The sequence below is a fragment of the Streptomyces dryopteridis genome (assembly GCF_049606955.1).
Lineage (GTDB): Bacteria > Actinomycetota > Actinomycetes > Streptomycetales > Streptomycetaceae > Streptomyces.
This window is the reverse complement of sequence record NZ_CP187113.1, coordinates 4,240,908-4,262,190: the sequence shown is the minus strand read 5'-3', so window position 1 is coordinate 4,262,190 and position 21,283 is coordinate 4,240,908. Positions and strand designations below refer to the sequence as shown.

The 21,283-nt window shown below is 72.6% G+C and carries 20 protein-coding genes; 5 read left to right on the top strand and 15 right to left on the bottom strand.

The features are described from left to right. Positions 1-5: 5 nt before the first annotated feature. The 3 genes from ACN20G_RS18230 to ACN20G_RS18220 form a co-directional block, all read right to left on the bottom strand. Positions 6-866, bottom strand: coding sequence for an NAD(P)H-binding protein (locus ACN20G_RS18230; RefSeq protein WP_424213853.1), 861 nt, complete (start codon positions 864-866; stop codon positions 6-8). A gap of 202 nt (positions 867-1,068) precedes the next feature. Beyond that, the gene (locus tag ACN20G_RS18225) at positions 1,069-2,247 is read right to left on the bottom strand and encodes an acyl-CoA dehydrogenase family protein (RefSeq protein WP_424213852.1); all 1,179 of its coding nucleotides are present in this window, start codon (positions 2,245-2,247) and stop codon (positions 1,069-1,071) included. 335 nt (positions 2,248-2,582) lie between these two features. Next, positions 2,583-4,073, bottom strand: coding sequence for an MFS transporter (locus tag ACN20G_RS18220; RefSeq protein WP_424215564.1), 1,491 nt, complete (start codon positions 4,071-4,073; stop codon positions 2,583-2,585). 140 nt (positions 4,074-4,213) lie between these two features. On the opposite strand from ACN20G_RS18220, the gene ACN20G_RS18215 reads away from it, so the two are divergent. Continuing rightward, a complete protein-coding gene (locus ACN20G_RS18215; RefSeq protein WP_424213851.1) occupies positions 4,214-4,657 on the top strand; it encodes a winged helix-turn-helix transcriptional regulator in 444 nt (147 codons plus the stop codon). Positions 4,658-4,789: 132 nt separating this feature from the next. Here ACN20G_RS18215 and ACN20G_RS18210 read toward each other — a convergent pair whose 3' ends face one another. Beyond that, entirely contained in the window at positions 4,790-5,473 is a 684-nt protein-coding gene (locus tag ACN20G_RS18210) for a TerB family tellurite resistance protein (protein WP_424213850.1), read from the bottom strand. Between the two features lie 315 nt (positions 5,474-5,788). Further along, positions 5,789-7,552, bottom strand: a complete 1,764-nt coding sequence (gene leuA / locus ACN20G_RS18205) for a 2-isopropylmalate synthase (RefSeq protein ID WP_424213849.1) — start codon at positions 7,550-7,552, stop codon at positions 5,789-5,791. A 357-nt stretch (positions 7,553-7,909) separates the two neighbouring features. On the opposite strand from leuA, the gene ACN20G_RS18200 reads away from it, so the two are divergent. From ACN20G_RS18200 to ACN20G_RS18190, 3 genes are all read left to right on the top strand, one after another. After that, a complete protein-coding gene (locus ACN20G_RS18200; RefSeq protein ID WP_424213848.1) occupies positions 7,910-8,992 on the top strand; it encodes a M4 family metallopeptidase in 1,083 nt (360 codons plus the stop codon). A 29-nt stretch (positions 8,993-9,021) separates the two neighbouring features. Next, entirely contained in the window at positions 9,022-9,306 is a 285-nt protein-coding gene (locus ACN20G_RS18195; RefSeq protein ID WP_424213847.1) for a protealysin inhibitor emfourin, read from the top strand. Between the two features lie 169 nt (positions 9,307-9,475). Next, the gene (locus tag ACN20G_RS18190) at positions 9,476-10,201 is read left to right on the top strand and encodes a class I SAM-dependent methyltransferase (RefSeq protein WP_424213846.1); all 726 of its coding nucleotides are present in this window, start codon (positions 9,476-9,478) and stop codon (positions 10,199-10,201) included. 77 nt (positions 10,202-10,278) lie between these two features. On the opposite strand, the gene era is transcribed toward ACN20G_RS18190, so the two are convergent. Continuing rightward, complete coding sequence (era, locus tag ACN20G_RS18185; protein WP_424213845.1) at positions 10,279-11,229, bottom strand: GTPase Era; 951 nt, start codon at positions 11,227-11,229, stop codon at positions 10,279-10,281. A gap of 74 nt (positions 11,230-11,303) precedes the next feature. After that, the gene (locus ACN20G_RS18180) at positions 11,304-12,338 is read right to left on the bottom strand and encodes a GlxA family transcriptional regulator (RefSeq protein ID WP_424213844.1); all 1,035 of its coding nucleotides are present in this window, start codon (positions 12,336-12,338) and stop codon (positions 11,304-11,306) included. A 110-nt stretch (positions 12,339-12,448) separates the two neighbouring features. Here ACN20G_RS18180 and ACN20G_RS18175 point away from each other — a divergent pair, with 110 nt between their 5' ends. Next, positions 12,449-13,822 carry an MFS transporter gene (locus ACN20G_RS18175; protein WP_424213843.1) on the top strand — a complete coding sequence of 458 codons (1,374 nt, stop codon included), beginning with the start codon at positions 12,449-12,451 and terminating at the stop codon, positions 13,820-13,822. Positions 13,823-13,877: 55 nt separating this feature from the next. Here ACN20G_RS18175 and ACN20G_RS18170 read toward each other — a convergent pair whose 3' ends face one another. The 8 genes from ACN20G_RS18170 to ACN20G_RS18135 all read right to left on the bottom strand — a co-directional run bounded on the left by ACN20G_RS18170 (position 13,878) and on the right by ACN20G_RS18135 (position 20,736). Next, a complete protein-coding gene (locus tag ACN20G_RS18170) occupies positions 13,878-14,243 on the bottom strand; it encodes a cytidine deaminase (protein WP_424213842.1) in 366 nt (121 codons plus the stop codon). A 44-nt stretch (positions 14,244-14,287) separates the two neighbouring features. Continuing rightward, the gene (locus ACN20G_RS18165) at positions 14,288-14,998 is read right to left on the bottom strand and encodes a hypothetical protein (RefSeq protein ID WP_424213841.1); all 711 of its coding nucleotides are present in this window, start codon (positions 14,996-14,998) and stop codon (positions 14,288-14,290) included. A gap of 227 nt (positions 14,999-15,225) precedes the next feature. Beyond that, on the bottom strand, positions 15,226-15,966 hold the full coding sequence (locus ACN20G_RS18160) for a sensor domain-containing protein (protein WP_424213840.1): 741 nt from the start codon (positions 15,964-15,966) through the stop codon (positions 15,226-15,228). Between the two features lie 181 nt (positions 15,967-16,147). Then, a complete protein-coding gene (locus ACN20G_RS18155; RefSeq protein WP_424213839.1) occupies positions 16,148-16,501 on the bottom strand; it encodes an MmcQ/YjbR family DNA-binding protein in 354 nt (117 codons plus the stop codon). Between the two features lie 8 nt (positions 16,502-16,509). After that, positions 16,510-17,901 carry a hemolysin family protein gene (locus ACN20G_RS18150; protein WP_424213838.1) on the bottom strand — a complete coding sequence of 464 codons (1,392 nt, stop codon included), beginning with the start codon at positions 17,899-17,901 and terminating at the stop codon, positions 16,510-16,512. Then, positions 17,901-18,398: an rRNA maturation RNase YbeY gene (gene ybeY, locus ACN20G_RS18145; protein WP_424213837.1), complete on the bottom strand. Its 498-nt coding sequence runs from the start codon at positions 18,396-18,398 to the stop codon at positions 17,901-17,903. The genes ACN20G_RS18150 and ybeY overlap by 1 nt, the downstream gene beginning before the upstream one ends. A gap of 14 nt (positions 18,399-18,412) precedes the next feature. Continuing rightward, positions 18,413-19,471 carry a PhoH family protein gene (locus ACN20G_RS18140; RefSeq protein WP_424213836.1) on the bottom strand — a complete coding sequence of 353 codons (1,059 nt, stop codon included), beginning with the start codon at positions 19,469-19,471 and terminating at the stop codon, positions 18,413-18,415. Positions 19,472-19,656: 185 nt separating this feature from the next. Beyond that, a complete protein-coding gene (locus tag ACN20G_RS18135; RefSeq protein ID WP_424215563.1) occupies positions 19,657-20,736 on the bottom strand; it encodes a carbohydrate kinase family protein in 1,080 nt (359 codons plus the stop codon). Between the last annotated feature and the right edge of the window lie 547 nt (positions 20,737-21,283).

The window sequence follows — 21,283 nt, the reverse complement described above, 5'->3', positions numbered from 1 at the left end:
TGCGGTCAGTCCCAGGCGCCGGCGGCCGCGGCGGCCTTGACGAACTCGGAGAAGTCGCGGGGCTCGCGGCCCAGGACCTCGCGGACGGTGTCGGTGGGCACCGAGTTGCGGTTGTCGCGGATCTGCGCGACGAGGTCGGCGACGAAGAGCGCGTAGTCCTCGGGGACCTCGTAGCCGACGAGTTCGGCGACGTAGTCGGCGTGCTCGACCGCCTCGTAGACGATCTCGCGGCCGGTGACCTCGGCGATCTCGGCGACGGCCTCGGCGAGGCTGAGGGCGCGGGGACCGCTCAGCTCGTAGGTGCGGCCGGAGTGGCCGTCCTCCAGGAGTGCGGCGGCGGCGACGGCGGCCACGTCCGCTGCGTCCACGAAGGGCTCGCGGCCGTCACCGGCGGGCAGGGCGACGCGGCCTTCGAGGACGGCGTCGAGGAGGACGCCCTCGTCGAAGTTCTGGTGGAACCAGTTGGGGCGCAGCACGGTCCATTCGAGGCCGGAGTCCTTGAGCGCCTGCTCGCCCGCGACCAGGGACTTTCCGCCGACGAGGTCGGTGACCCGGGCCTGGAGGAGCACCAGGCGGCGGACGCCGTTCTCGGCGGCCGCGGCCGCCAGGGCTCTGATGTGGGCGTCGACGTCCCAGACCCCGGGCTTGTCCTGGAGGTCGACGATGTAGGCGGCGTCGGCGCCGGCGAGGGCCGGTCCCCAGGTCTCGGCGTCCTCCCAGTCGAAGCGGACCGGGCCGGTGCGGCCGGCGACCCGGACCTCGGCACCGCGCTCGGTGAGGGCGGCGGCGACCCGGCGCCCGGTCTTGCCGGTGCCGCCGAGCACGAGCACGGTGGGGACGGCGACGGATTCTTCTGTCAGGCTCATGACACTCTTCCTCGAATCGGGGGGTGGGGCGAGGGGGGAACGGGGCGGGACGAGGGTGGAGCGGGGCGAAGCGGGACAAGGGAACGGGCCGGATCGGCCGCCGCCGTGCGGTGCGGCGTCGACCCGGCCCGTTCCGTGACCCCTCGCCGACCCGCCCGAGCGGGACGGGTCGACGAGGGGGCGTCCGAGAAGCCGGTGCGGCTTACAGGAACGGGGTGTCGGGGGTCAGGCCGAGCAGGGCGCGACCGTGCACCTCCTGGTTGGCGTTGAACGCGAACAGGGCGTGCAGGGACAGGCCGGTGATGTCGCGGTGGTAGCGCTGGATCGGGACGTCGCGCTGGATCGCGGAGGCACCGCTGGCCTCGAAGAGCACGTCCACGGCCTCCTTCGCGAGCTGGATCGCGTAGGCGCCCTGACCGCGCGCGGCGGCGCGCTCGGGGTACTCGGGCAGGGTGCCGGCGTCGGCGTGCGCCTGGAGGGCGGCGAGCTGCCCGGCGGCCAGGCCCTCGGCGGCGGCGATCTTGTTCGCGGCGGTGGCGACCTGGATCTGGGTGACCGGGGAGGCGCTCTGGTCGGTCCACGCGGTGTAGGTGATGCCGCGGCCCGGCAGACGGTCGAGGAACAGCCCCAGGGCGCCCTGGGCGATGCCCGTGTAGGTGGCGACGGCGAACGAGGTGAAGGTGGGGATGAAGGCGTAGTTGCGGCCGTTGGCGCCGGTGTTGGACCGGTCGCCGGTGCTGCCGCCGAGGATCTCGATGAGGCTGACCACGCGGTGGGCGGGGACCGTGACGTTCTCGACGGTGACGGTGGAGGAACCGGTGGCGGCGGCGGAGCTGGCGTGCCAGTCGTCGGCGATGGACAGCTCGGCGGCCGGGACCACGGCGGCGAACGGGGCCGGGGTGCCGTCGGCGCCGGGGAGGATGGCCGCGAGGATGACCCAGTCGGCGCCGCGCACGCCGGTCATCCACTTCCAGGAGCCGTTCAGGACGAAGTCCTCGCCCTGCGGGGCGAGGGTGCCGGAGGGGGTGAAGCCGGTGGAGACCCGGACCGACCCGTTGGCGTAGAACTCCTCCTGCGCGCGGTCGGGGAAGAAGGTGAGGGCCCAGGCGCTGGACACCCAGATCATCGAGACCCAGCCGGTGGCCGTCTCGGCGCGGGCGATGCGCTTGAGGATCTCGGTCTTGCTCGCGATCGGGGCCTCCAGGCCGCCGAATCGGGCGGGGACGGAGAGGCGGAAGACGCCGGCCTCGTCGAGGCGCTTGACGTCGTCCTCGGAGATCCAGCGGCGCTCCTCGTTGGCCACGCCGCTCTCGCGCAGGGTCGGGGCCAGCTCGTCGACCTTCGCCAGGACCGCCGCGATCGCGTTGTCAGTGGTGCTCATCGTTTGCCGTCTCCTCGAAATGGGTGATGTCGTCGCATCGGACAGTTCGGCGCATGTCACGAACGATCCACCGAAAGTGCGGGGAGGATCGCACACGGGAAATCACTGCCGAATTCTTCGGTGCGCCGACTTCCTGCATTCATTCTCGGACCGCTCCCTCATGGGCCGGTAATCGCAAACTCACCCGCCGATCGATTTCCCGTGCGAACCCGATGGATTTCGTCCGGACCGGTGTCCCGGATTCCGGACGGAAAACGCAAAGAACCCGCCCCCCGGCCGAAGGACGGCCGGGGGGCGGGAATCTGAGGAAGAAGGCCGCGGGCGCGGCGCGGGGGTCAGCGAAGGGCGGCCTCCGGCTCGTTGGTGGTGGCGGCGGGCTCGACCGGGGCGGCCTCGGCGGTCGGCTTGTTGCGGACCCCGAAGAGGCTGATCACGGCGCCGGCGGCGGCGAAGACCACCGGCACGATGAACGCCGTCCGGTAGTCCGACAGGGTCGAGGACGCGCCGTCGGTGGTGGCGACCAGGACACCGGTCGCGGCGGAGAGGCCGAGGGCCGCGCCGAACTGCAGGGAGGTGTAGAGGAGACCGCCGGCGACACCCTGGTCCTCCTCGGCGACACCCTCGGTGCCCGCGATGGTCAGCGGGCCGTAGGCCATGGAGAAGGCCAGGCCGAGCAGGATCAGGCTGGGCAGCATGAGCGCGTAGCTCCAGTCGGCGCCCACGTTCAGGAAGATCGCGTAGGAGATCGCGGCCAGCACCAGACCACCGAAGACGATCTTGCCGTTGCCGAACTTCTCGACGAGCTTCGGGGTCAGGGTCGGCGACAGGATCGCGTCGATGCCGATGACCACCATCGCGAGGCTGGTCTGCATCGTGGACCAGTCGCGCAGGTCCTGGAGGTAGAGCACGACGAGGAACTGGAAGCCGAAGAAGCCGCCGGAGAAGAGCAGCGCCGTCAGGTTGGAGCGGACCAGCGAGCCCTCGCGGAAGAGGCTCATGCTGACCAGCGGGGAGCGGGACTTGCGCTCGATGCCGACGAAGATCGCGAAGAGCAGGAGGGCCACGGCGACGCTGCCGACGGTCCAGGCGATGCTGACGTGCGGGGCGCGCTCCACGGCGAAGACCAGGAGCAGGATGCCGGCGGTGACGCTGAGGGCGCCGCCCACGTCGAGGGGCTCACCGTTGCGCTGCGGCTTCTCGGACTTGGGGATCAGGGCCAGGGCCAGGACCAGGATGATCGCGGAGAGCACGACCGGGGCGAAGAAGACCATGCGCCAGCTGATGGTGGTCAGCAGACCGCCGATGACGAGACCGATGGAGAAGCCGCCGGCCGCGGTGCCCGAGTAGACCAGGAGGGCCTTGTTGCGCTGGGCGCCCTCCTCGAAGCTGGTGTTGATGATCGACAGACCCGCGGGGGTCATGAACGCGGCGGCGATGCCGGTGACGAAGCGGGCCACGAGGAGCATCCAGCCCTCGGTCGCGAAACCGCCGAGACCGGAGAAGAGCAGGAAGATCGCGAGCCAGAGGACGAACACCTGCCGGCGTCCGAAGAGGTCGGCGGCGCGGCCGCCGAAGAGCATGAAGCCGCCGTAGCCGAGGACGTACGAGCTCATCACCCACTGGAGCGTGCTGGTGGAGAGGCCGAGGTCTTCGCGGATGGCCGGCAGCGCCACGTTGAACATCGCGACGTCGATGCCCTCCAGGAAGATCGCGCCGCACAGCACGAACAGCACGCCCCACGCGCGCCCGCTCATGCGGCCGGTGCCGCTGTCCGGTGACGTTTGTGCTGTGGACACAGAAAACTCCCTTGAACACGAGGAATAAATCGAGTGGAAACCACTTTGTACCCATGTCCTTGAGAAAAGCTGGAGGAATCGTCGAGAGACTGGAGCCAGCGCCTTGGAGGGGGGTGAGAGCGGCGGTTTCCGCTTGTAACCACCGCCATCTTGCGGCAGGCTCACGACCCATGGAAGAAGGCACTTTGAAGTCACCGACGCACTGCGGCGATACCACCGCGGATTACAACATTCTGCAATGGGACACCCGGGAGGGGTGCGGCGTCCGTCAAGTCCTCGACCGGGTCGCCGACAAATGGTCACTCCTGGTCATCTCGTACCTGGAGGGCGGCTCGATGCGCTTCTCCGAGCTGCGACGACGCATCGAGGGCATCAGCCAGCGGATGCTGACCGTCACCCTCCGCCAACTCGAACGCGACGGTCTGGTCCGCCGCACGGTCCATCCGGTGGTCCCGCCGCGGGTGGACTACGAGCTGACGCCGCTCGGCGAGAGCCTGCGCGACACGCTCCGGTTCCTGGTGGACTGGAGCGACGAGCACCAGGACGAGATCGAGGCGGCCCGCGCCGAGTACGACGACCGGGTGGAGTTCGAGGCCGAGGTCAGGGCGTCCTGACCGCTCCCGAGCACTCCCCCACCGCCCACCCCCGACCTCGCTCCGCCGCCCGGCCCTCGACCGTTCAACGTCGCTCTCCCGCCGCGGGTTCCCCAACGGGGCCCCGCGGCGCCGTCGTTCCCGCCGGCGCCCTCAGGCGCCGGCCTCCCGACGGCCGGCGGTGAGGAGTCCGGCGACCCGGCCCGCGTCCAGGTCCAGCGCCTCGCCGATCGTGCGCAGCACCTCGCGTTCGGGCGCCGTGTACGGGCCGTCGGCGAGCGCGGTGCGGGCGCCCTGGAGGAAGAGGGCCTCGCGGCCGACGGGGGCCAGGTGCGGGGCGAGCGGGCCCAGGGTCTCGTGCAGGGCGACGCGCAGGGCGGCCCGGGGGTCCCCGGTGCCCGGGTCGCGGCCCAGGTTCGCGGCCAGTTCGGCGAGTTCGTCGGGGCCGGCCTCCGGCAGGCCGGCGGCCCGCAGGCCCTCCCCGGCCACCCGCAGGGCCGCCGGGGAGCCGGCGCCGCCGACGGCGAGCACGGCGAGGGCGACGGTGTGGGCGGCCTCGCGCAGCAGGGCGGAGAAGCGGGTGGTGGTGGGCTGCTCCAGCACCTCGGGCTCGTGGTGGGCGCGGCACTCCGCGCACTCGACCACGGGGTCGACCTCGCCGCGTCCGAGCACCGGCACGCCGAGCAGGGTGAACCTGCGACGGCCGGTGCGCCGGCGGTAGTTGCGGTCCCCGCCGCAGTCGGGGCAGAAGAACTCCCCGTCCCCCACGGTGGTCCAGGTGGTCCGGACGCCCCAGGCCGTCAGTCTCCGGCCGTTCCCGCCCCGCACTGGCAGCACGTCCCACCTCCGTAACGTTCCGGCAACATCGCCGGGGGTTGGGCGTGATGTTAGCCACATCCGTGATGCCGCGTCAGCCCACCGGCCGGCATTCGTCCGATGCCCGTCCCCGGCCGGCCGAGACCCGCCCCGGCCCCGCGAACGCCCCGGACCACCCCCGACCTGCCCGGATCCGGCCCGCGCCGGCCCGGAACCGGCCCCGGCGTCCCGGGTGGGGGGTCACGGAAAAACCCCGCGGCCCGCCGGCCTCCCGATCACTCGGGGGCGGCGGGCCGCGGGGCTGTGGCGCGAAGGAACCGAACGGACCGAACGGGCTCAGCGGGCCGCGCGGTTGACGGCCGAGATGACGGCCTTCAGGGAGGCGCGGGTGGTGTTGGCGTCGATGCCGATGCCCCACAGGACCCGGCCGTCGATGGCGCACTCGATGTAGGAGGCGGCCTGGGCGGAGGCGCCCTCGCTCATGGTGTGCTCGGTGTAGTCCAGCAGGCGGGCGTCGACCCCGATCCCGGACAGCGCGTCGAAGAACGCGGAGATCGGGCCGTTGCCGGTGCCGTTGAGGGCCGTCTCGGCACCGTCGACCACGGCCTCGACGGTCAGGGTGTCGGTGCCGTCCTTGTCGGTGGCGGTCGAGCCCGAGCGCAGCTGGATCCGGCCCCACGGGTTCTCGGGGTTGGGCAGGTACTCGTCGCGGAAGACGTTCCAGATCTGCGCCGGGGTGACCTCGCCGCCCTCGGCGTCGGTCTTGGCCTGGATCAGGCGGGAGAACTCGATCTGCATCCGGCGCGGCAGGTCCAGCTTGTGGTCGTTCTTCAGCACGTAGGCGATGCCGCCCTTGCCGGACTGCGAGTTGACGCGGATCACGGCCTCGTAGGAGCGGCCCACGTCCTTGGGGTCGATGGGCAGGTACGGCACGGCCCACTCGATCTCGTCGACGGTCTTGCCCCGGGCGGCCGCGTCGGCCTCCATGGCGTCGAAGCCCTTCTTGATGGCGTCCTGGTGGGAGCCGGAGAAGGCGGTGTAGACCAGGTCGCCCGCGTAGGGGTGGCGCGGGTGGACCTCCATCTGGTTGCAGTACTCGCTGGTGCGGCGGATCTCGTCGATCTGGGAGAAGTCGATCTGCGGGTCCACGCCCTGGGAGAACAGGTTCATGCCCAGGGTGACCAGGTCCACGTTGCCGGTGCGCTCGCCCTGGCCGAACAGGCAGCCCTCGACCCGGTCGGCGCCGGCCATCAGGGCCAGCTCGGCGGCGGCGACGGCGGTGCCGCGGTCGTTGTGCGGGTGCACGGACAGGCAGACGTGCTCGCGACGGGTCAGGTTGCGGGCCATCCACTCGAAGCGGTCGGCGTGGGTGGAGGGGGTGGAGCGCTCCACGGTGGCCGGCAGGTTCAGGATGATCTCGCGGCCGGGGCCGGGCTGCCACACGTCGCAGACCGCCTCGCAGACCTCCAGGGCGAAGTCCAGCTCGGTGTCGGTGAAGATCTCCGGGCTGTACTGGTAGCCGAAGGTGGTCTCCGGGCCCAGCAGCTTGTCCGCGTACTCCATGACCAGGCGGGTGCCGTCGACGGCGATCTGCTTGATCTGCTCCTTCGAGCCGCGGAAGACCACGCGGCGGAAGGTGGGCGCGGTGGCGTTGTACAGGTGGACGGTGGCGCGCTTGGCGCCGACCAGGGACTCCACCGTGCGCTCGATCAGGTCCTCGCGGGCCTGGGTCAGCACGGAGATGGTCACGTCGTCCGGGATCGCGCCCTCTTCGATGATCGAGCGGACGAACGCGAAGTCGGTCTCGCCGGAGGAGGGGAAGCCGACCTCGATCTCCTTGTAGCCCAGGCGTACCAGCAGATCGAACATCTCGCGCTTGCGGGCCGGGCTCATCGGGTCGATCAGGGCCTGGTTGCCGTCGCGCAGGTCGGTGGACAGCCAGCGCGGGGCCTTGGTGATCCGGGCGTTCGGCCAGGTGCGGTCGGGCAGGTCCACCTGCTCGTACACGCCGTACTTGTGGATCGGCATCCCGGACGGGGCCTGGGTGTGGGTGGCGCTGGTGATCGGCGTGGGGCTGCCGGCGAAGGTGTGCTGGGTCATGGCGTTGGGCTCCTCAGTGTCCGCGAGTCACTCGTGGGACGGCCGACGGGTCTTGATCGCAACACCGGACACCGCGGGGAGGGGGTCGGCCTACGACTACAGGCCCTCGCCGCGGCAGCCAAGTCGAAGCAGCCCGAAACGCATGATGCCGCAGCCTAGCCGAGCCGCGCCGTGCGCGAGGACCCGTTTCAGTATGCAAGACCCCTCGGCCCGAAATGCCCGGGATGTGACCCATGCCGCATTCCGTACCGGCAGGTCAGGACGATTCGTCAACGAGGGACGACGTCGTTCAGACGGCCGAATGAATCATCGTCGCAGCCCGTGACAGCGCGGGCGCACGGTGCCACATTGCCGGGCATGGACACGCGCCCGCACCCCGTCTTCTGCACCATCGTCCCGCCCCACCTCCTCGACAAGGTGGCCCGGGGTGACCACTCCGGCCACGCCGACAGCGCCCTGCGCACCCTCGAACACGACTCCGCGCACCGCACCCGCCGCCGCCTCGGCGCCCTGCGCGCCCTGAGCCTGGCGGCGCCGACCCCGGTGGACGCCGACCCCGAGCACCCCCTGGACCGCCCCCGCCGCACCCTCCACGACGCCGGCCACACCACCTCCCTGCCCGGCCGCGTGGTCCGCCGCGAGGGCGCCGAACCCACCGCCGACGCCTCCGTCAACCGCGCCTACGCGGGACTGGGCGCCACCCACGAGCTCTTCCTCACCGCCTACGGGCGCCGCTCCATCGACGACGCCGGGCTGCCCCTCGACGCCACCGTCCACTACGGCCGCGACTACGACAACGCGTTCTGGGACGGCGAGCGGATGGTCTTCGGCGACGGGGACGGGGACCTCTTCCTCGACTTCACCGTCGCCGTGGACGTGATCGGCCACGAACTCACCCACGGCGTCACCCAGTACAGCGCGAACCTGGAGTACCACGGCCAGTCCGGGGCCCTCAACGAATCCGTCTCCGACGTGTTCGGCTCCCTGATCAAGCAGTACTCCCTCGGCCAGACCGCCGACGAGGCCGACTGGCTGATCGGCGCCGGACTCCTCGGCCCGAACGTCACCGGCGTCGCCCTGCGCTCGATGAAGGCCCCCGGCACCGCCTACGACGACGACCTCCTCGGCAAGGACCCGCAGCCCGCCCGGATGGCCGACTACGTGCGCACCTCCCGCGACAACGGCGGCGTGCACATCAACTCCGGCATCCCCAACCACGCCTTCCACATCGTCGCCACCGAACTCGGCGGCCCGGCCTGGGAGCGCGCCGGCCGGATCTGGTACGACACCCTCACCGGCGGCGAGCTGACCCCCGACGCCGACTTCGCCGAGTTCGCCCGCCTCACCACGGCCGCCGCCGCGGCCCGCTACGGCGAGGGCAACGTGGAGCACCGGGCGCTGGAGAAGGCGTGGACGCACGTCGGCGTCCCGTACGCGTAGCGGCCGGCGCCCGGGGTAGGGGCAGGGCCATGCGGATCGAGGTGGTACGGACCGGCGGCTTCGCCGGGATCGAGCGGCGGGCCGAGGTGGACACCGGGGAACTGGGACCCGCCGAGGCCGCCGCCTGGGAGGAACTGGCCCGCGTGGTGCTCACGGAGGCCGGCGGCGAGGACGCCGACCCGGACCCCGGCCCGGTGCGCGACGGCTTCGCCTACCGGCTGGTCCTCGACGGCCGCACCCTCGTGCGCCGCGAACCGGGCCTGACCGAACACGAGCGGCTGCTCATCACCAGGGCCCTCAAGGAAGGCGCCTGACCCCGGGCGCGGGACACGGGCCGGGGGCCCGGGGCCCCGGGGGCGCGCCCACCCGGCCGGCCGAAAGCCTTCTTGCCGTTCCGGCAAGGATCTTTGCCGACCGCCCGGGGCCGGGCGGAGCATCGAGGGGTACCGCCACCGCGCCCCGCGCCCGTACGAGAGGCCCGCCATGACCACCACTCCCGACGCCCGGACCCCCGCGCACGAGGCGCACGACCACGGCCACGGCCACGACGCCGAGGCCCACGCCGCCGCCGAGGCCGCCCGCCCGGCCGGCAACGGCGCCGCCTACTGGGACGCCCGCTACGGCGAGAACGAGCGCTTCTGGAGCGGCGAGCCCAACGCCGTCCTGGTCCGCGAGATCACCGGCCTGACCCCCGGCACCGCCCTCGACCTGGGCTGCGGCGAGGGCGCCGACGCCGTCTGGCTGGCCCGCGCCGGCTGGCGGGTCACCGGCCTCGACGTGTCCGCCGTCGCCCTGGAGCGGGCCGCCCGGCACGCCGAGGAGACCGGCACCGCCGACCGCACCCGGTGGCTGGCCCACGACCTGACCACCGGCTTCCCGGCCGGCGAGTGGGACCTGATCTCGGCGTGCTTCCTGCACAACCGCGGCGAGTTCCCGCGCGAGGAGATCCTGCGCGCCGCCGCCCGCGCCGTGGCCCCCGGCGGCACCCTGCTGATCGCCGGGCACGCCGGCTGGGCCCCGTGGACCCCGGACCCCGACCACACGGTCCTCTTCCCCACCCCGGAGGAGGTCGTCGCCTCCCTGGAGCTGCCCGAGGGCGCCTGGGAGGTCGTGACCGCCACCGAGACCGACCGCGAGCAGCTCACCCCCGAGGGCGAGCACGCGCACCGCACCGACAACGTGGTCCGGGTCCGCCGCCTGCCCGCCTGAACCGGCCCGGAACACGAGAACGGGCGGGATCGGCCACGTGGCCGGTCCCGCCCGTCGTCCTCGTGCGGACGCGCGGCTCAGAAGCCGAGCTTGCGCAACTGCTTGGGGTCGCGCTGCCAGTCCTTGGCCACCTTCACGTGCAGGTCCAGGAAGACCGGGGTGCCGAGCAGCGCCTCGATCTGCTTGCGCGACTTCATCCCGACCTCCTTCAGCCGGGAGCCCTTGGGGCCGATGATGATGCCCTTCTGGCTCGGCCGCTCGATGTACACGTTGGCGTGGATGTCCAGCAGCGGCTTGTCCGCCGGCCGGTTCTCGCGCGGCAGCATCTCCTCGACGACCACCGCGATCGAGTGCGGCAGCTCGTCGCGCACGCCCTCCAGCGCCGCCTCGCGGATCAGCTCGGCGACCATCACCATCTCCGGCTCGTCCGTGAGGTCGCCCTCCGGGTAGAGCGGCGGGCTCTCGGGCAGCAGCGGCGCGATCAGATCGGCCAGCAGCGACACCTGCTGGTCGCCGACGGCCGAGACGGGCACGATCTGCGCCCACTCGATGCCCAGCTCCGCGCCGAGCTGCTGCACGGCCACGAGCTGCTCGGCGAGGGTGGTCGGGTCGACCAGGTCCGTCTTGGTGACGATCGCGATCTTCGGGGTCTTCTTGATCTCCGCCAGTTCCTTGGCGATGAACCGGTCACCGGGGCCGAGCTTCTGGTCGGCGGGCAGGCAGAAGCCGATCACGTCGACCTCGGCCCACGTGGTGCGGACCACGTCGTTGAGCCGCTCGCCGAGCAGGGTGCGCGGCTTGTGCAGACCGGGCGTGTCCACGAGGACGAGCTGGGCGTCCGCGCGGTGCACGATGCCGCGCACGGTGTGCCGGGTGGTCTGCGGGCGGTTCGAGGTGATCGCGACCTTCGTGCCCACGAGTGCGTTGGTCAGGGTCGACTTGCCCGCGTTGGGTCGGCCGACGAAGCAGGCGAAACCCGCGCGGTGCGCGGCGGTGGGCTCGGGGGAACGGTCGCTCATGTGGGCCATTCTCCCCGATGCCGCCCCGCCCGCCGACCAGACCGCCGCCGGGCGGGGCGGCAGCGGGGCCGACGCGGGCCGGTTCAAGGGGTCGACGGGGTGGGGGCGCCCGCGCGGAAGGTGCGCCGGTAGGCGGTCGGGGGCACGCCGAGCACCGCCGTCAGGTGCTTGCGCAGGCTCTGCGCCGTGCCGAAGCCCGCTTCGCGGGCCACCCGCTCCATGGGCCAGTCGGTGGTCTCCAACAGGTGCCGGGCCCGGTCCACGCGCTGTCCGGTGAGCCACTGCCCGGGGCTGGTGCCGGCCTCCTCGCGGAACCGGCGGGTCAGGGTCCGCACCGAGACCCCCTCGCGACGGGCCAGCTCGGCCAGGCTCAGCGGCCGGTCGATCCGGTCCATGGCCCAGGCCCGGGCGGCGGCGGTGCCGGCGACCCGGCCCTCCCCCGCCACCGGCCGGAGCGCGAACTGGGCCTGCCCGCCCTCGCGGTGCGGGGGCACGACGGTGCGCCGGGCCACGTCGTTGGCGACGGCCGCCCCGTGGTCGCGGCGCACCATGTGCAGGCACAGGTCCAGGCCGGCGGCGACCCCGGCCGAGGTGAGCACGTCGCCCTCGTCCACGTAGAGCACGTCGGCGTCGAGCCGGACGGCCGGGAACCGGGCGCGGAATGCCTCGGCGTGCGCCCAGTGGGTGGTGGCGCGGCGGCCGTCGAGGAGGCCGACGGCGGCGAGGACGGCGGCGCCGGTGCAGATGGAGGCGTACCGGGTGCCGGGGCGCACGCGGGCGAGGGCGGCGGCGAGCTCCGCGCTGGGCGTGCCGTCGGGGGCGAGGTGGTCGGACTCCCGGGAGGCCGGGACGATCACGGTGTCGGCGCGGGCCAGGGCCTCGGGGCCGCTGGGCACGCCGATGGTGAAGTCCGCGTCGGTCTCGACCTCGCCGGCCGCGAGTCCGCAGGTCTCGACGGTGTAGAGCGGTCGGCCGGCGGCGTCGCGGGCCCGGCCGAAGACGCGGTGGGCGATGCCCAGCTCCAGCGGGAGGGCGCCGCGCAGGGCGAGGACCACCACGTGGTGCGGGCGCGGGGCGTCGGGCGGCGGGGCCGGCGTCGATTCCGGTGGTGTGTCCACGTTCGTTCTCCCCTCGGGCGGGTCCGCGCGGCGGCCGTGTCCCGATCGTATCGAAGGGTGTCGTTCGAGACGCCGGCGTCCGGGGTGCGGCCGGATCCAAGCTGTTCCCCGTGACCAGAACCACACCCGATCCCGCCACCGAATCCCCCGCCGAACCCCCGACCGAGTCCCCCGCCGAGGCCGACGGCGCCCCGCGCCGGCCGGGCCGCGTGCACCGCGCCTGGTTCGTGGCCGCCGTCGCCTTCGTGACGATCGTCGGCGCCGCCGCCTTCGCCTCCCTGCCGGGGCTGTTGATCGAGCCGCTGCACGCCGAGTTCGGCTGGTCGCGCGGCACGATCGGCTTCGCCGTCTCCGTGAACATGGCCCTGTACGGGCTGACGGCCCCCTTCGCCGCGGCCCTGATGGATCGTTTCGGCATCCGCCGGGTGGTCTGCGTGGCCCTGGCCGTGATCGCGCTCGGCGCGCTGGGCACCGTGGGCATGACGGCGGCCTGGCAGCTCGTCCTCGGCTGGGGCGTGCTCGTCGGTCTGGGCAGCGGCTCCATGGCCCTGGCCTTCGCCGCGACCGTCACCAACCGCTGGTTCACGGCCCGGCGCGGCCTGGTCACCGGCGTCCTGACCGCCGCCGGCGCCGCCGGACAGCTGGTCTTCCTGCCGCTGCTCGCGTGGATCGTGACGGAGTTCGACTGGCGGCGGGCCGCCGTGGTCGTGGCCCTGACCGCCCTGGCCGTGATCCCGCTGGTGTGGACCCTGCTGCGGGACCACCCGGCGGACGTGGGCCTCGCCCCGTACGGGGGGCGCTGGGCCCCGCGCCCGGCACCGGTGACGGGCGCCGCGCGACGGACCGTGAGGGTGCTGTTCCGGGCGGCCCGCACCGGCCCGTTCTGGCTGCTCGCCGGGACCTTCGCGATCTGCGGGGCGTCCACGAACGGGTTGATCCGCACCCACTTCGTGCCCGCCGCCCACGACCACGGGATGCCGGTGACGGCGGCGGCCGGGCTGCTCGCGCTGATCGGCCTCTTCGACGTGGTCGGCACGATCTTCTCGGGGTGGCTCACGGACCGCTTCGAATCGCGCCGGCTGCTCGCCGTGTACTACGCGCTGCGCGGGCTGTCGCTGCTGCTCCTCCCGATGCTGCTGGCCCCGAGCGTGCGCCCGCCGATGCTGTTCTTCATCGTCTTCTACGGCCTGGACTGGGTGGCCACCGTGCCGCCGACGCTCGCCCTGTGCCGGCAGCACTACGGGGCGGACAGCGCGATCGTGTTCGGCTGGGTGCTGGCCTCGCACCAGGTGGGCGCGGCGGTCGTGGCCTTCGCGGGCGGGGTGGCCCGGGACGTGTTCGGCAGCTACGACCCGGTCTGGTACGCCTCGGGTGCGCTGTGCGCGCTGGCGGCGGTGATGGCGATGGTGCTGCGGCGCGGGGACGGGGTCGCGGGCGAGGACCCGGGCCCGCGAGCGCCGAAGCCGGCGGCGGCGCGGTCCTGACCGGGGTCGGGTCCCGCGCGACGCCGACGGCTCACGGGGTGGGGAACGGGCCGGGTCAGCCAGCCGGGGTGGTGGACTTCCACGTCCCGTCCGGGCCCGCGAGCAGCACCGGCGTGCCGGCTCCGCCGAGGTCGCGGACGGCGGCGAGGTCCTCGGCGCTGGGCGCCTCGCCCTCGCCGACCACGGCCGCGGCCTCCAGCGAGCGGGCGCCGCTGGCCACGGCCATCGCGACGGCGGTGCGCAGGGCGCTGAGCCGCAGGGAGTCGAGGGCGACGGTGCCGGCCGTGTAGGTGCGGCCGGTCTCGTCGCGCACGGCAGCGCCCTCGGGGACGCCGTTGCGGGCGCGCGCGCTGCGCGCCAGCGTGATGATCTTGGCGTCCTCGGGGTCGAGGGCGGCGCCGGTGCTGTTGCTGTCGGTCATGCGGTCAGCATAGGCGGGGCCCGCCGACCGCTCGACGGGGGCGACTACTTGACGGCGGCGACGAGCTTCTCGCCGGCCTTGGCGACGCCCTTGGCCAGGTCCTCGGCCTTGGACGTGCCACTGCCCGAGTCCATGACGCCGACCTGCGCGATCGCGTCGCCCTTGCGGATCAGGACCACGTCGAGCCCGAACTTCATGCCGATGTCCATGGTGGCCTTGAACGCGACGACCTGGTCCGCGCCGGCCACGGTCGGGGCGGTGGCGGCGGCGGTGGTCATCTTGACGGTCCCCGCACCGCCCGGGGCGTTCAGCTCGTACGTCGCGCAGTCGGTGATCTTCTTGTCGAAGTCCGCCATCAGCTTGGCGGCCCCACCGTCCTCGAAGGCGTAGACGGCCGGGCTGACGGCGCCGCCGGTCTCGGTGGTCAGGTGACCGGCACGGATGGCGCGGGCGCCGGCCGCCTTACCGTCGGCGGACACCATGCCCCCGATCGCCCGGCACTGTTCGGGCTTCACCGTGCCGCCGGCCGCCGTACCGGTGTCGAGGCTCGCCGCGTCCTTCCATCCCTCACCCAGATCGGCCGCCTTGAGCAGGGCCGCGTCCAGCATCACGTCGGTGACCTCGGCGACCTTGTCGGCGCCCTTGGCCTTGTCGGAGGAGTCCTTGGCCTCGCCGCCGCCGCAGGCGGTCAGCAGGAGGAGGGAGGCGCCGGCGGCGAGGACGGCCAGGCCGGTGCGCGTGGAACGCGGGTTCATGGGAGGGTCCTTGGGGACGGTCCGGCCGAAACCGGGGCGGTACGGGGTCGGTTCACCGTACGTCGGCCCGCGCGGCCGTGTTCCCCGCGAAGGTCATCACCCCGTCCCCCTTGGACCCGCGCGCGGTTCGCGTGCCGGAACGAGCGGAGCGCCTCGGCGCGCGCGGTGGTCCGCGTCGACGCCGAGGCGCTCTCCCCTCCTGCCCCCCTGCTCGGGACGCCGTCGGATCAACCGGCGGCGGGGGTGACCTTCTTCAGGTTCTCGGCGGCCTTGGCCACGGCCTGGGCGAAGCCCTTCTGGTTGCGCTCGCCGCCCTCGCCCAGGTTGTTGTGGAGGTACGTCACGTTCGCGCCGACGCGGACGATCGCGGACTCGAAGGTGTAGGTGGAGGCGTCCGCCCCGTTCTCCTCGAAGACGATCTCCAGGCTGGTGGACTGCTCGCCCTGCGCGGCCATCTTCAGCGGCTTGACGCGCACCTTGACGGGCTTCTTCTCGGCGGTGGAGCCGAACTCGGCGCAGCCGGCGACCCCGTCGGCCACGGACTGCACGGCGGCCTGCACGGCCTTGGCGTCGGCGTAGCCGCTGACGTCCTGGGCCACGTTGGTCTTGTCGCCGGGGTCGCCGATGACCTGCTGGACGGTGACCTTGTAGTCGGTCAGGACGCGGCCGGTGTTGATCAGGTCCACGAAGGGCTGGCACGCGGGCTTGTCGGCCTTGCCGAAGGTGTACTGGGCCGGGTCCATGACGTCGATGACGTAGTCGGGCTTGAGCTTCCAGCCCGGGGCGATGTCGGCCGGCTTGACCAGCACGGTCCGCGCCTGAGCCTCGCTCAGCACCTTCGGCTTCGGCGGCGCGGCGGGCTTGTCGGCCGCCTTGTCCTTGCCCTCGTCGCCCGTGCAGGCGGTGACGAGCAGGAGGGAGGAGGCGGCGAGCGCGGCGAGCGCGACGCGGGTGGTACGGCGGGACACGGGAACTCCAGTGCGGTCTTGCTCGGCGAAAGCGAAGGGAAGAGTAAGTCAAAATTAAGTACACACCGGCGTGTCGGACACCAGTTCCGATCAGAACCGGCCATCCGTTCCCGTTTCGTGATGGATCAATGCCTCACGAAGCCCCAAAAGGGGCGCCCCGCTGTCTCCGGGTGACCGTGCCTCAGGGACGGTCCAGGCGGAGCCGGACCGCACGCGGCAGGCCGGCCACCACCGCGTCGTACGAATCCTCGATCAGCTCGCGCACCATCGCCTCGGGCAGCGCGCCCACCGTCACCGTGTTCCAGTGCCGCTTGTTCACGTGGTAGCCCGGCACGATCGCCTCGTACGCGGCCCGCAGCCGCACCGCCTCGTCCGGATCACACTTCAGCGTGACCACCAGCGGGCGGGCGGCCAGGTTCCCGAACGCGAAGATCTTGCCGGCCACCTTGAACACCGACAGCTCGGGATCGAAGGGGAAGACCTCCTCCGCGTCGTTGAAACCGAGGCAGAAGGTCCGCAGCCGCGCCGCCGTCATGCCCCCGCTCATCGGGACCCGCCCGCGCCCTCGGCCGGCGCGCCCGGCCCGCGCGCGCCCTCCGCCGCCTCGTCCCCGCCCCGGTCCCGATCCCGGTCCCGGTCCCGCGCGTCCTCCTCGGGCGCCGGCTCCACGGGCTCGGCGAGCACCGTCACGATCCTGTTCCGACGACCCGCCGCCGACTCGGCCGTGAGCCGCAGCGAACGCCCGTCGGGGAGTTCCACGACGGCCGCGGCCCCCGCGATCGGGACCCGGCCCAGGGCCTTGGCCAGCAGACCGCCGACCGTCTCCACGTCCTCGTCGTCGTAGTCCTCCAGGCCGAAGAGCTCGCCGAGGTCGGTGATGTCGAGGCGGGCGGTGACCCGGTAGCGGTCCTCCCCCAGCTCCTCCACCGGCGGCAGCTCGCGGTCGTACTCGTCGGTGATCTCGCCGACGATCTCCTCCAGGATGTCCTCGATGGTGACGATCCCGGCGGTGCCGCCGTACTCGTCGATGACCACCGCGACGTGGTTGCGGACCTGCTGCATCTCCCGCAGCAGGTCGCCCGCGTTCTTCGTGTCCGGGACGAACACCGCCGGGCGCATCGCGATCGAGACCGGCTCGGACTCCGCGTCCCGGTTGATGTGGGTGCGGCGCACGAGGTCCTTGAGGTAGACGATGCCGACGATGTCGTCCTCGTTCTCCCCCGTGACCGGGATCCGCGAGAAACCGGACCGCAGCGCCAGCGTGGTGGCCTGGCGGATCGTCTTGTACCGCTCGATGCACACCAGGTCGGTGCGCGGCACCATCACCTCGCGCACCAGCGTGTCGCCCAGCTCGAAGACGGAGTGCACCATGCGGCGCTCCTCGTCCTCGATCAGCGACTCCTTCTCCGCGAGGTCCACCATGGCCCGCAGTTCGGCCTCCGAGGCGAAGGGTCCCTTGCGGAAGCCCTTGCCCGGGGTGAGGGCGTTGCCGACGAGGATCAGCAACTGCGGGATCGGGCCCATCACGCGGGCCAGCGGCAGCAGCACGTAGGCCGCGGCGGTGGCCGTGTTCAACGGGTGCTGGCGGCCGATGGTGCGCGGCGAGACCCCGACGGCCACGAAGGAGACCAGCACCATGACGGCGATGGCGACGAGCAGGGCCGTCCAGTTCTCGCCGAAGGCGTCGAGGCAGACGTAGGTGACGAGCACCCCGGCGGCCATCTCGCAGGTCACCCGGACCAGCAGCGCCACGTTCACGTAGCGGGTCGGGTCGGAGGCCACCTGGAGCAGCTTCGCCCCGCCGCGCCGCCCCTCGCGGGCGGCCTGTTCGGCGCGGAAGGCCGAGACCCGGGCGATGCCGGCCTCGGCGCAGGCGGCCAGCCAGGCCACCACGACGAGCAGGACCGCCCCGGTGATCAGCTGCGGGGTGGTCATCACGAGACGGTCGGGGCCGGGGAGGGGCTGGTCAGGCCCTGCTCGGCACGCCAGCCGTCGACGATGGCGGCCTGGAGGCCGAACATCTCGGCCTTCTCGTCGGGCTCCTCGTGGTCGTAGCCGAGGAGGTGGAGGACCCCGTGCACGGTGAGCAGTTGCAGCTCCTCGTCCATCGAGTGGCCGGTCGGGGCCTCCTCCCCCTGCCGCTTGGCGACCTCGGGGCAGAGCACGATGTCGCCGAGGAGTCCCTGCGGGGGCTCCTCGTCGTCCTTGGCCGGCGGACGCAGCTCGTCCATCGGGAAGGACATGACGTCGGTGGGGCCGGGCAGGTCCATCCACTGGATGTGGAGCTGCTCCATCGCGTCGGCGTCGACGACGATGACGGACAGCTCGGACAGCGGGTGGATCCGCATCCGGGCGAGCGCGTAGCGGGCGATGTCGAGGATCGCCCGTTCGTCGACCTCGGTTCCGGACTCGTTGTTGACGTCGATCGACATGGTGCTGTTCGGCTCTACTTCCCGTGGCTGGTGCTGCTGTCGTACTTCTCGTACGCGTCGACGATACGGCCGACGAGCTTGTGTCGTACGACATCCTGGGAGGTGAGCCGCGAGAAGTGCACGTCGGGCACCCCGTCGAGGATGTCCTGCACCTGCCGCAGCCCGGACTTGGCGCCCCCGGGCAGGTCGATCTGGGTCACGTCACCGGTGATGACGATCTTCGAGTCGAACCCGAGCCGGGTCAGGAACATCTTCATCTGCTCGGCGGTGGTGTTCTGCGCCTCGTCCAGGATGATGAACGCATCATTCAATGTGCGCCCACGCATGTATGCGAGGGGTGCCACCTCGATGGTGCCCGCCGCCATCAGGCGGGGGATCGAGTCCGGGTCCAGCATGTCGTGCAGGGCGTCGTACAGCGGGCGCAGGTACGGGTCGATCTTCTCGTACAGGGTGCCGGGCAGGAACCCGAGGCGTTCGCCGGCCTCGACCGCCGGGCGGGTCAGGATGATCCGGCTGACCTGCTTGGACAGCAGGGCCTGGACCGCCTTGGCCATGGCCAGGTAGGTCTTGCCGGTGCCGGCGGGGCCGATGCCGAAGACGATCGTGTTCTTGTCGATGGCGTCGACGTAGTGCTTCTGGTTGAGCGTCTTGGGGCGGATGGTGCGGCCCCGATTGGACAGGATGTTCTGCGTGAGGACCTCGGCGGGGGTCTCCTTCGGCCCGTCGCCGTTCTCGCCCGCCCTGAGCATGGCGATGGATCGTTCCACTGCGTCCTCCGTCATCGGCTGTCCGGTGCGGAGCACCAGCATCATCTCGTCGAACAGGCGGCGCACGAGCGCCACTTCCCCGGCCTCGCCCTCGGCGCTGACCTCGTTGCCCCGGACGTGGATGTCGAGGCCCGGGAAGGCCCGTTCGATCACGCGCAGGAGGGAGTCACCGGAACCGAGGAGGGTCACCATGGGGTGCCTGGCGGGGACGGAGAACTCCGCCCGCGTCCGGCCCGGCGGGATCGGTTCCGCGCTGCCGCCGGCGGGGCGGGGGGAACCGGTGTGGGTGGTGGGTGTCTGAGTCATGGGCCGGCCCTGGGGCCTGCGCACACCTCCGGTTGTGAAGCCGTCTCTGGCGACGACCTCTGGAGTCCCCAAGGGTACGTCGCCGCACCCGCTTCACCGAGGTCTTTTTCCGTCCGGCGAAGCGGGTGCGGGCGCCCTCTCACGGGGTGCGCGCGGCCGGTGTGCGGGCCGGTGTGGGGGCCGGCTCAGGCGGATTGGCGGAAACCGATCGTGGGGACGGCCCGGCGGCGGGGTCCGGGGCGGGCCTCGGGCGGCAGCACCTCGTCCAGGAACGCGAACCGGGCCGGCCGGTCCCGGTGGCCGCGCCACCAGGCCGCGACCTCCTGCCAGCCCGGCGCGGACAGGGATCCGCCGAATTCCTGCACCGAGAGGGCGGCGGTGAGCCCGGCGAACGCGAGCCGGTCGGCGAGCGGCCAGTCGGCGAGGGTGCCGGTGACGAATCCGGCCACGAACACGTCCCCGGCCCCCGTCGGGTCCAGGGCCTCGACCCGGATCCCGGGCACCTCGGCGGTCCGGCCGGTGCCCGAGTCCACCGCGTACGCGCCCTCGGAACCCATCGTGACCACCGCGAGCGGCACGTGTTCGGCCAGCGCGTGCGCGGCGGCGCGCGGACAGTCGGTGCGGGTGTAGCGCATGGCCTCGCCCGCGTTGGGGAGGAACGCCTCGCAGTGCGCGAGGTCGGGCAGCTCGGCGAGGTCCCAGCGGCCGGTGTCGTCCCAGCCCACGTCGCCGAAGACGCGGGTGCCGCGGGCGGCGGCGGCCTCGATCCAGCCCTCGGCGCGGCCGGTGGTCAGCGAGGCGACGGCGGCGCGGGCCCGGGGCGCCCCGTCCGGCAGGGCGTCGGGGCCGACGGTGGGCGGGGCCTCGTGGCCGTGGGAGACCATCGTGCGCTCGTCCTCGTAGGCCATGGAGACGGTGACGGGCGAGTGCCAGTCGGGCACCGTGCGCGACAGCCTCAGGTCGATGCCCTCGCCCTGTTCGAGGGCGTCCCAACAGTAGGCGCCGTAGTGGTCGTCGCCGAAGGCGGCGGCCAGGCTGGTGCGCAGGCCCAAGCGGGCCAGGGCGGTGGCCATGTTGGCGACGCCGCCGGGGCTCTGGCCCATGCCGCGGGCCCAGGACTCGGTGCCGCGCACGGGGGCGGAGTCGAGGCCGGTGAGCACGATGTCGAGGAAGACGGTGCCGGTGAGGAACACGTCGCAGTCGGGGTCCAGGGGGGTGCGCAGGGCGCCGAGGGGGTCGAGGGTGGGGCCCGCCGAGGTGTGCACGACGTGGGCGGGGTGCGGGGACTCGTGCGCCTGCGATCCGTCCCGGTGCTGGCGGGTGCTGCGAGTGGTCACGTTCTTCTCCCCGTGGCGTCGTCCGTGGTGAGCTGTGTGGCTGTGGTCGGCCCGGTCCGGATCCGAGATCGCGGCGGATCCGTGCGCGCCGTACCGGAAGAGTCGTTTCCGCAGGTCGAATCCCAGGCCGGAAGGACTCGAGGCGCGGTGCGCACACCGGAAATCCTCGCGCTCTGCCCGTCCTCCGGGGCTTCCAAACACAGTGTGTCGCAGATCACGACCGAAACACCCTTCTCGTCCGCTGATCTCCCTTGATAGACAAGGGCACCCCCGCTCGTCCGATCGGACCCGGGGCTCTGGCCCTTCCCTCCTGTCCCATCGGGCATTCCCTCCCCACGCCGGCTGTCGCGCCTCCGTCACATCGGGCGTGCCCGCCGGCCCCGTCCCGCCCCACCCTGCCCTCCTTCGCGTCCTCCCGGGATCCCTCGTGTCCGTCCGCACCTCCGCGCGCCCCGCGCCCGCCGCCCCGACCGCC